The following is a 7,741-nucleotide window of genomic DNA, read 5'->3' as shown; positions in this document are numbered from 1 at the left end:
CTGCCCGGCCAGAACGCGGCCGGGCGACGTCCGGGCACCCCGCGTCCGGGCAACAACCCCTTCGCGTCCAGCCAGGGCATGGGCGTGCGCCGGGCGCGTCCGGACGCCCCCGGTGGCGCCCCGGCGCGTCCCGGTGCCCCGCGTCCGGGCGGCATGCCCCGCCCCGGAGACGGGCAGCGCATGCCGCGTCCGGGTGGAACCGGCGGCATGCCGCGTCCGAACCCCGCGATGATGCCCAAGCAGGCCTCGGGCGCCCTGACCCCGGTGGGCCAGGGCCGTCCCGGACGCCCCGGCGGCGGGCCCGTTGGACCCGGGCGCGGTCGTCCCGGTGGCGGCGGCGGTGGTCCGATGGGGGGCCCGGGCGGTCCCGGCGCCGCCGGCCGTGGTGGCCGTGGCGGTCGTGGCGGCACCCAGGGTGCGTTCGGTCGCGGTGGCGGCCCCTCGCGCCGTGGACGCAAGAGCAAGAAGGCGCGTCGCGCCGAGTTCGACCAGATGGAGGCCCCGACGATCGGTGGCGTCCGTATCAAGAGCGGTGACGGACAGAAGGTTCGCCTCCGCCGCGGCGCCTCTCTCACCGACCTGGCCGAGAAGATCGGTGTCGAGCCGGCGTCCCTCGTGCAGGTGTTGTTCCACCTCGGCGAGATGGTCAACGCCACCCAGTCGGTTGCCGACGACACCCTCCAGGTGCTGGGTGCCGAGCTCAACTACGACATCGAGGTGGTCAGCCCCGAGGACGAGGACCGCGAGCTGCTCGAGTCCTTCGACCTGGAGTTCGGCGAGGACCTCGGCGGCGAGGACGACCTCGCGCCGCGTCCGCCCGCCGTCACCGTCATGGGTCACGTCGACCACGGCAAGACGAAGCTGCTGGACGCCCTCCGCAACAGCAACGTCGTGGCCGGCGAGGCGGGTGGCATCACCCAGGCCATCGGCGCCTACCAGGTGGCGACCGAGGTCGACGGCTCCGAGCGGGCCATCACCTTCATCGACACCCCGGGTCACGAGGCGTTCACCGCCATGCGTGCCCGCGGCGCCAAGTCGACCGACATCGCGGTGCTCGTGGTGGCGGCTGACGACGGCGTGATGCCGCAGACGGTCGAAGCGCTCAACCACGCCAAGGCGGCCGATGTGCCGATCGTCGTGGCGGTCAACAAGATCGACAAGCCCACGGCCGATCCGGTCAAGGTGCGCGGCGAGTTGACCGAGTACGGCCTCATCCCCGAGGAGTACGGCGGCGACACGATGTTCGTGGATGTGTCCGCGGTCACCCGTGAGGGTCTCGATCGGCTTCTCGAAGCGGTCATCCTCACTGCGGACGCTGCCCTCGACCTGCGCGCCAACCCGGACATGCCCGCTCAGGGTGTGGCCATCGAGGCGCACTTGGACAAGGGCCGTGGCCCCGTCGCGACCGTCCTCGTCCAGCGCGGCACGTTGAAGACCGGCGACTCGATTGTCGCCGGTTCGGCGCACGGCCGCGTCCGGGCGATGATCAACGACCGCGGCGACACGATCGACGAGGCTCCGCCGTCGATGCCTGTCCAGGTGCTCGGCCTGACCTCCGTGCCCGGCGCCGGCGACAACTTCCTCGTCGTCGACGACGACCGCATGGCCCGGCAGATCGCGGACAAGCGCGAGGCACGCCAGCGTGCCGCGCTGCTGGCCCGCACGACGCGTCGCAAGACGCTCGACCAGCTGTTCGAGCAGCTCGAGAAGGGGGAGACGCAGGAGCTCAAGCTCATCCTCAAGGGCGACTCGGCCGGTTCGGTGGAGGCGCTGGAGGATGCGCTGGCCGGCATCGATGTGGGCGACGAGGTGTCGCTGCGCGTCATCGACCGCGGTGTGGGTGCGATCACCGAGACCAACGTCTCGCTCGCGTCGGCGTCCGATGCCGTCATCATCGGCTACAACGTGCGTGCTCAGGGCAAGGCCACTCAGATGGCCGACGCCGAGGGCGTCGACATCCGCTACTACTCGGTCATCTATGCGGCGATCGACGAGGTGGAGGCGGCGCTCAAGGGCATGCTCAAGCCGGTCTTCGAGGAGCAGGTGATGGGGCAGGCGGAGATCCGCGAGATCTTCCGCAGTTCCAAGTTCGGCACCATCGCCGGCTGCATGGTCCTCGACGGTCACATCCGCCGCAATGCGAAGGCTCGCCTGCTGCGCGACGGGGTCGTCGTCACCGACACGTCCATCAACTCGCTCCGGCGGGAGAAGGACGACGTCACCGATGTGCGCGAGGGCTACGAGTGTGGTCTCACGCTCAGCAACTACAACGACATCAAGACCGGCGACATCGTCGAGACGTACGAGATGGTCGAGAAGCCGCGCGAGTGAGCCGACGGGGCGGGCGGGGACGACACACGGGTCCCCGCCCGGCCCTGCCCCTGATCGGCCCCGCCCGCCCCGGCGGGGTCGGAACGTCCGACCACCGCTCGGACCCGTGTGTCGTCCCCGCCCGCCGTGGCCCTGAGCGCGGCGGCTACGCGCCAAGGAGAGCAGCATGGGAAACCCGAGGTACATCAAGGTCGCCGAGCAGATCAAGGTGATCGTGGCCGAGCTCCTCGAGCGACGCATCAAGGACCCCCGCCTGGGATTCGTGACCCTCACCGACGTCCGCATGACCGGTGACGGCCGCGAGGCCACCGTCTTCTACACGGTGATGGGCGACGACGAGGCGCGCGCCGGGACCGCGGCGGCGCTCGCTTCAGCGAACGGCATGATCCGGTCGACCGTCGGCAAGCAACTCGGCATGAAGTTCACCCCGACGATCGGCTTCGTGCTGGACGCCGTGCCCGAGACCGCAGCCGAGATGGACGCCCTTCTCGCGAAGGCACGCGCTTCGGACGCCGAACTCGCCGCGTCGTCCGCCGGCGCCTCCTACGCCGGCGATGCCGACCCGTACAAGAAGCCGGCCGACGACGAGGACGAGGCGGACGCGTGACCTCCGGCCTCCTGGTCGTCGACAAGCCTCAGGGCATCACGTCGCACCAGGTCGTCGCGCGCGCCCGCCGGGCCATCGGCACCAAGAAGGTCGGCCATGCCGGCACGCTCGATCCGATGGCCACCGGCGTCCTCGTCCTCGGCATCGGCAAGGGGACGCGGCTGCTCGGCCACCTCGCCCTCACCACGAAGACGTACACGGCCACCATCCGCCTCGGCCAGGCCACCGACACCGACGACGCCGACGGTCACGTCACGGACGCCGCCGGCGCGGCCCTCACGGCGGTCGGGCCTCGGCTGAGCGCCGCGCTGGCGGAGCTCACGGGCACCATCAGCCAGGTCCCGTCCAGCGTGTCCGCGATCAAGGTCGACGGCCAGCGGGCGTACGCCCGCGTCCGGAAGGGCGAGGATGTCCAGCTGGCCGCCCGCAGGGTCACGGTCAGCCGTTTCGACGCCCTCGACGTGCGCACAGCCGACGCCGACGGCGTCGCAGTCGTCGACGTCGAGGTGGTGGTCGACTGCAGTTCCGGCACCTACATCCGCGCCCTCGCGCGCGACCTAGGCGACGCGCTCGGCACGGGCGGACACCTGACGGCCCTGCGCCGCACCGCCGTCGGCCCGTTCACCCTCGCCCACGTCACCTGGGACGCCCAGCTCGACGGGCTCGCACCCGGCGAGAGTGCCGACGTTCGCCCGTACCGGCTCGCCGAGATCGCGCCGCTGTGCTTCGCGACCCTCGAGGTGGACGCCGCCGCAGCAGCCGCCATCGCCCACGGCCGAGGGCTCCGTTGGCCCGTGCCCGCGGACCCGACGGCGCTGGTGCACGCGGGGGAGCTCCTCGCCCTCTATCGGCCCGACCCGGCCGACGCGGCCGTGTCCCTGCCGGTCGCCGTGCTGGTCTGAGGGCCGCGCCGCTGCGCTAGGGTTGCTGCGGTGCCGGCGGGGCACCGGGGAGGAGAGGGCCGCGGTGAGTCGAAGCGTCGTCGTCATCGGCAATTTCGATGGCGTCCACCCGGGACACGCCGAGGTCCTCCGTCGGGCCCGCGAAATCGGGCACGGCCTGCCCGTGGTCGTCATCACGTTCTGGCCCCACCCGGCCTCCGTGGTGCGGCCCGGGCGGGGCCCCAAACTGCTCACGCGCCTTGACGAGCGCATCGCGCTCCTCAAGGGAGCGGGTGCCGCCGACGTGCGTGTCATCGACTTCACCCCCGCCTTCGCTGCGAAGAGCCCCGGCGACTTCGTCGACGAGTACGTGCTGCCGCTGCACCCCGCCCACGTGGTGGTGGGGGAGAACTTCCGGTTCGGTCACAAGGCGGCCGGCAACCTCGCCACGCTGGCACAGCTGGCCGACGGCCGCTTCGACGTGGTCGGGCTCCCGCTCGTTACCGTGGGCGACGAGGAGACGTGCAGCTCGGCCGTTCGCGCCGCGCTGGATGCGGGCGACGTGCGCCACGCCGCCGCCCTCCTGGGCCGGCCGTTCCGCTTCACGGGCACCGTCCGCCACGGCGACCACCGCGGCCGTGAACTCGGCTTCCCGACCGCGAACCTGCCCGTGCCGGCCGAACTCGCCTGTCCGGCCGACGGCGTCTACGCCGGCTACCTCACCCGCCTGGACGGCCGGGACGCCCACGGGCACGGCCTCCCCTTCGGGACGCCGCCGCCCGCCTGGCCGGCTGCCATCTCGGTCGGGTCCAACCCGACTTTCAACGGGGTCGAACGGCGCGTCGAGACGTACGTGCTCGACCGGGACGATCTGGAGCTCTACCACGCACCTATCGCCGTCGACTTCTGCCAGCGCATCCGCGGGCAGGTCAAGTTCGAGGGGATCGACGCCCTCATCGCGCAGATGGACGACGACGTTGCCCGCTCCCGCACCGCCCTCGCCGACCACCCCTGCGCGGCCAGCCTGCGCGGACCGGCGCGGCGGTGAAGATCGGGACTGCGGGGTCTGGTCTTTTCGCCGCGCTCGGCGCACACTGTGCGCCATGGAGGGGCTGATCGTCCTCGCGGTGCTCGCGGCACTCACGGCGTGGGCCGCTCGCCCGCTGCGCCGCCACACCCGCGACCAGGCCGCGGCGCTGGGGCTCGCCCCCGACGACGTCGCCGAACTCAACGCGGCCGCACGCCGCATCCTGCTCGAGCACTACGAGTCGAACGCGACGCTGCTGCGCCGGACGCGCATGCTCCAGTTGCGCGGCGTCCCCCTGCGGCGCATCGATCCCACCCCGTTCAGCGAACGGTGGACCCTCGGATTCGCGGACGGCACCTCGCTGCTCGTCAGTGCCCTCAACCCGGCCACCGTGATCGCCATGCGTCTGGAGATGACCACGCGAACGCTGGCGTTGCATCGCATCCTGCTCCAGGAGCGCGGTCTCGAACTGGAGTTCACCGGCGGGCGCAAGGCGCACCGGGTGTACGCGTTGTCGAGCGGCTAGCCTGACGCCGGCGGCGTCCGACCCGACGGGCCCGACATCGGGACTCGGGGTCTCAGCGCAGGCGGAGGGATTTGCGGTAGATGGCTTCGGTGGCCGACGCCACCTCGGCGTCGACGACAGAGACGTTGACCGCGCTGCGGTGCTCGCCGGTCGGTGTGTAGTCGAGGCTGATGTAGAGCGGAATGGCCGCCGGATTGTCGGGAGTGACGCCGAGGAAAATCTCGTCGTAGCCCAGCTGCGCGGCCACGCTCTCGAGGTAGGAGGTGATCGCGACGCCCAGGCCTTGGCGACGGGCCGCGGGGACCACCCACAGCAGCTTGAGTTCGGGGACGAGTTCGTTGCGGGTGCGGGCGTCCAGGATGGCGCGGCCCATGACCTCGCCATCGACCAGGCCGACGACGACGTAGAAGTCGCCCTTCTCCTGCAGGTTCAGGTAGGACGCGGACAACCCCTCCGTGCGGTCGGTCTCGATGGCCTCCAGGCCTGCCAAGTCGTCGCGCGTCGCGAGGCGCGCCTCGATCTGGGTTCCCTGCACGGGCATCGCCATGGTCTCCCTTTCGTGGACGGGGTTGCTTCTCAAGTCTGGTACAAACAGGCCGAAACACAAGCGGGTCTTGCCCACCGATCACCCTCCCGGCGGAGAGTTCACCCTCTGTTCATGTGGCCCGTGGGCGGCGTCAGGAGAGCTCCTTGATGTGGGTGATGACCTCGGCCACGGCCTGCTGCGCCGACCCGTAGAGCATCGAGGTGTTGTCCCCGTAGAACAGGGCGTTCTCGATGCCCGAATACCCGGCGCCGCGGCCGCGCTTGATGACGATGCACTGGTGGGCTTTGTCGGCGTCGAGGATCGGCATGCCGTAGATCGGGCTCGACGTGTCCGTGCGCGCCACGGGATTGACCACGTCGTTCGCGCCGATGACGAGGGCTACGTCGGTCATGGGGAAATCGGAGTTGATCTCGTCGAGGTCGAAGATCTGGTCGTACGGGACGCCCGCTTCGGCCAGGAGCACGTTCATGTGGCCGGGCATGCGGCCGGCGACCGGATGGATGGCGAACTTCACGTCGACCCCCTCCGCCTCGAGCAGCTTGGTCATCTCGTAGACCTTGTGCTGCGCGCCCGCCACGGCCATGCCGTAGCCCGGGATGATGATGACCGAGCCGGCGTAGCGCATCATGGCGGCGGCGTCCATGGCGGACACCTCCTTCATCGATCCCTCGAGCGCACCCCCCGCCTGTGCCTCGCCGGTGATCGGCGTGAACAGCACGTTCGTGAGCGGCCGGTTCATGGCCTTGGCCATGAGCTGGGTGAGCAGCGTGCCTGCCGCGCCCACCACGATGCCGGCGATGATGAGCGCCGGGATCTGCAGCACGTAGCCCTCGACGCCCACGGCGAGGCCGGTGAAGGCGTTGAGCAGGGAGATGACGACTGGCATGTCCGCGCCACCGATGGGAGCGGTCAGCGCGAAGCCGAGGAACAGCGCGAGCGCGAAGAACAGCACGAGCAGGAACGGGTTGGGCCCCCAGATGACGATCGCGATGCCGACAGCCAGCGTGACGAGCGCGTGAATGACGTTGCCGGCGTTCTGCGCAGGCAACCGGAGCGTCTTCTTCATGATGCCCTGCAGCTTCAGGAACGCCACGATCGACCCGGTGAACGCCACCGAGCCGATGTAGGCGCCCGCCATCGCCAGCACCGCGTGCACGCCCGTCGGCGGCACGTCGGACGTGAACTCTACCGCGGCGATGAGCGCGGCCGCGCCGCCGCCCATACCGTTGTAGACGGCCACCATCTGCGGCATGTCCGTCATCTTGACGACCTTGCCGAGCCACGCGGCGACACCGCCGCCGAGCGCGAGCGCCACGAGCAACAACACCAGGTTGACGGTCCGGCCGGGCTCGAAGTAGGCCAGACCGCGGCCGTCGTTGCTTGGCAGGAACACGGTCGCGACCGTCGCCAGCACCATCCCCACCCCGGCCCAGGCGATGCCCTTCCTGGCCGTCTTCGGCGAGCTCATCGCCTTGAGACCGAGGATGAACAGCACCGCCACCACCAGGTAGACGCCGTTCAGGACCCACTGCATGCTCAGGCCTCCTTGCCGGCGATCGCCTTGGCGTCCGACTTGGACGCGAACATGCCGAGCATGCGTTCGGTCACCACGTAGCCGCCCGCGGCGTTCGCTGCGCCGAGCAGCACAGCGAGGAACCCGAGGGCGAGTTGGATCGGCGTGGTCGCGTGGGCCAGGGCCCACATGGACCCCACCAGCACCACGCCGTGCACGAAGTTCGAGCCGGACATCAACGGCGTGTGCAGGATCACCGGCACCCGTGAGATCACCTCGTAGCCGACGAACGCGGCCAGGATGAAGATG

General features: G+C 70.5%; 8 protein-coding genes. 5 read left to right on the top strand and 3 right to left on the bottom strand.

Annotated elements, in window-relative coordinates:
• The 5 genes from infB to Q1K57_RS15395 all read left to right on the top strand — a co-directional run.
• Positions 1-2,331 (top strand): translation initiation factor IF-2 (gene infB / locus Q1K57_RS15415; protein ID WP_300084249.1); only part of this gene is annotated, 2,331 nt, incomplete at its 5' end.
• 166 nt (positions 2,332-2,497) lie between these two features.
• On the top strand, positions 2,498-2,938 hold the full coding sequence (gene rbfA, locus Q1K57_RS15410; RefSeq protein ID WP_300084247.1) for a 30S ribosome-binding factor RbfA: 441 nt from the start codon (positions 2,498-2,500) through the stop codon (positions 2,936-2,938).
• The gene (gene truB, locus Q1K57_RS15405) at positions 2,935-3,840 is read left to right on the top strand and encodes a tRNA pseudouridine(55) synthase TruB (protein ID WP_300084245.1); all 906 of its coding nucleotides are present in this window, start codon (positions 2,935-2,937) and stop codon (positions 3,838-3,840) included. The genes rbfA and truB overlap by 4 nt, the downstream gene beginning before the upstream one ends.
• 22 nt (positions 3,841-3,862) lie before the next feature.
• Positions 3,863-4,867, top strand: coding sequence for a bifunctional riboflavin kinase/FAD synthetase (locus Q1K57_RS15400; protein WP_300084243.1), 1,005 nt, complete (start codon positions 3,863-3,865; stop codon positions 4,865-4,867).
• Between the two features lie 55 nt (positions 4,868-4,922).
• Positions 4,923-5,372 (top strand): hypothetical protein, encoded by a 450-nt coding sequence (locus tag Q1K57_RS15395; RefSeq protein WP_300084241.1) that lies wholly within the window; start codon positions 4,923-4,925, stop codon positions 5,370-5,372.
• Between the two features lie 52 nt (positions 5,373-5,424).
• Here Q1K57_RS15395 and Q1K57_RS15390 read toward each other — a convergent pair whose 3' ends face one another.
• The 3 genes from Q1K57_RS15390 to Q1K57_RS15380 form a co-directional block, all read right to left on the bottom strand.
• A complete protein-coding gene (locus Q1K57_RS15390; RefSeq protein WP_300084239.1) occupies positions 5,425-5,913 on the bottom strand; it encodes a GNAT family N-acetyltransferase in 489 nt (162 codons plus the stop codon).
• Between the two features lie 136 nt (positions 5,914-6,049).
• Positions 6,050-7,453: an NAD(P)(+) transhydrogenase (Re/Si-specific) subunit beta gene (locus Q1K57_RS15385; RefSeq protein WP_300084237.1), complete on the bottom strand. Its 1,404-nt coding sequence runs from the start codon at positions 7,451-7,453 to the stop codon at positions 6,050-6,052.
• A 2-nt stretch (positions 7,454-7,455) separates the two neighbouring features.
• Positions 7,456-7,740, bottom strand: coding sequence for an NAD(P) transhydrogenase subunit alpha (locus Q1K57_RS15380; RefSeq protein ID WP_300084235.1), 285 nt, complete (start codon positions 7,738-7,740; stop codon positions 7,456-7,458).
• Position 7,741 lies beyond the last annotated feature (1 nt).

It is taken from the genome of Propioniciclava sp., from assembly GCF_029977985.1.
Taxonomy (GTDB): domain Bacteria; phylum Actinomycetota; class Actinomycetes; order Propionibacteriales; family Propionibacteriaceae; genus Propioniciclava.
This window is presented reverse-complemented; position numbering and strand designations above follow the sequence as displayed.

Excerpts from the sequence above, each read along its gene's own strand:
- rbfA (WP_300084247.1), top strand. The coding sequence starts at position 2,498 with ATGGGAAACCCGAGGTACATCAAGGTCGCCGAGCAGATCAAGGTGATC.
- Q1K57_RS15385 (WP_300084237.1), bottom strand. The coding sequence starts at position 7,453 with ATGCAGTGGGTCCTGAACGGCGTCTACCTGGTGGTGGCGGTGCTGTTC.
- Q1K57_RS15395 (WP_300084241.1), top strand. The coding sequence starts at position 4,923 with ATGGAGGGGCTGATCGTCCTCGCGGTGCTCGCGGCACTCACGGCGTGG.
- Q1K57_RS15390 (WP_300084239.1), bottom strand. The coding sequence starts at position 5,913 with ATGCCCGTGCAGGGAACCCAGATCGAGGCGCGCCTCGCGACGCGCGAC.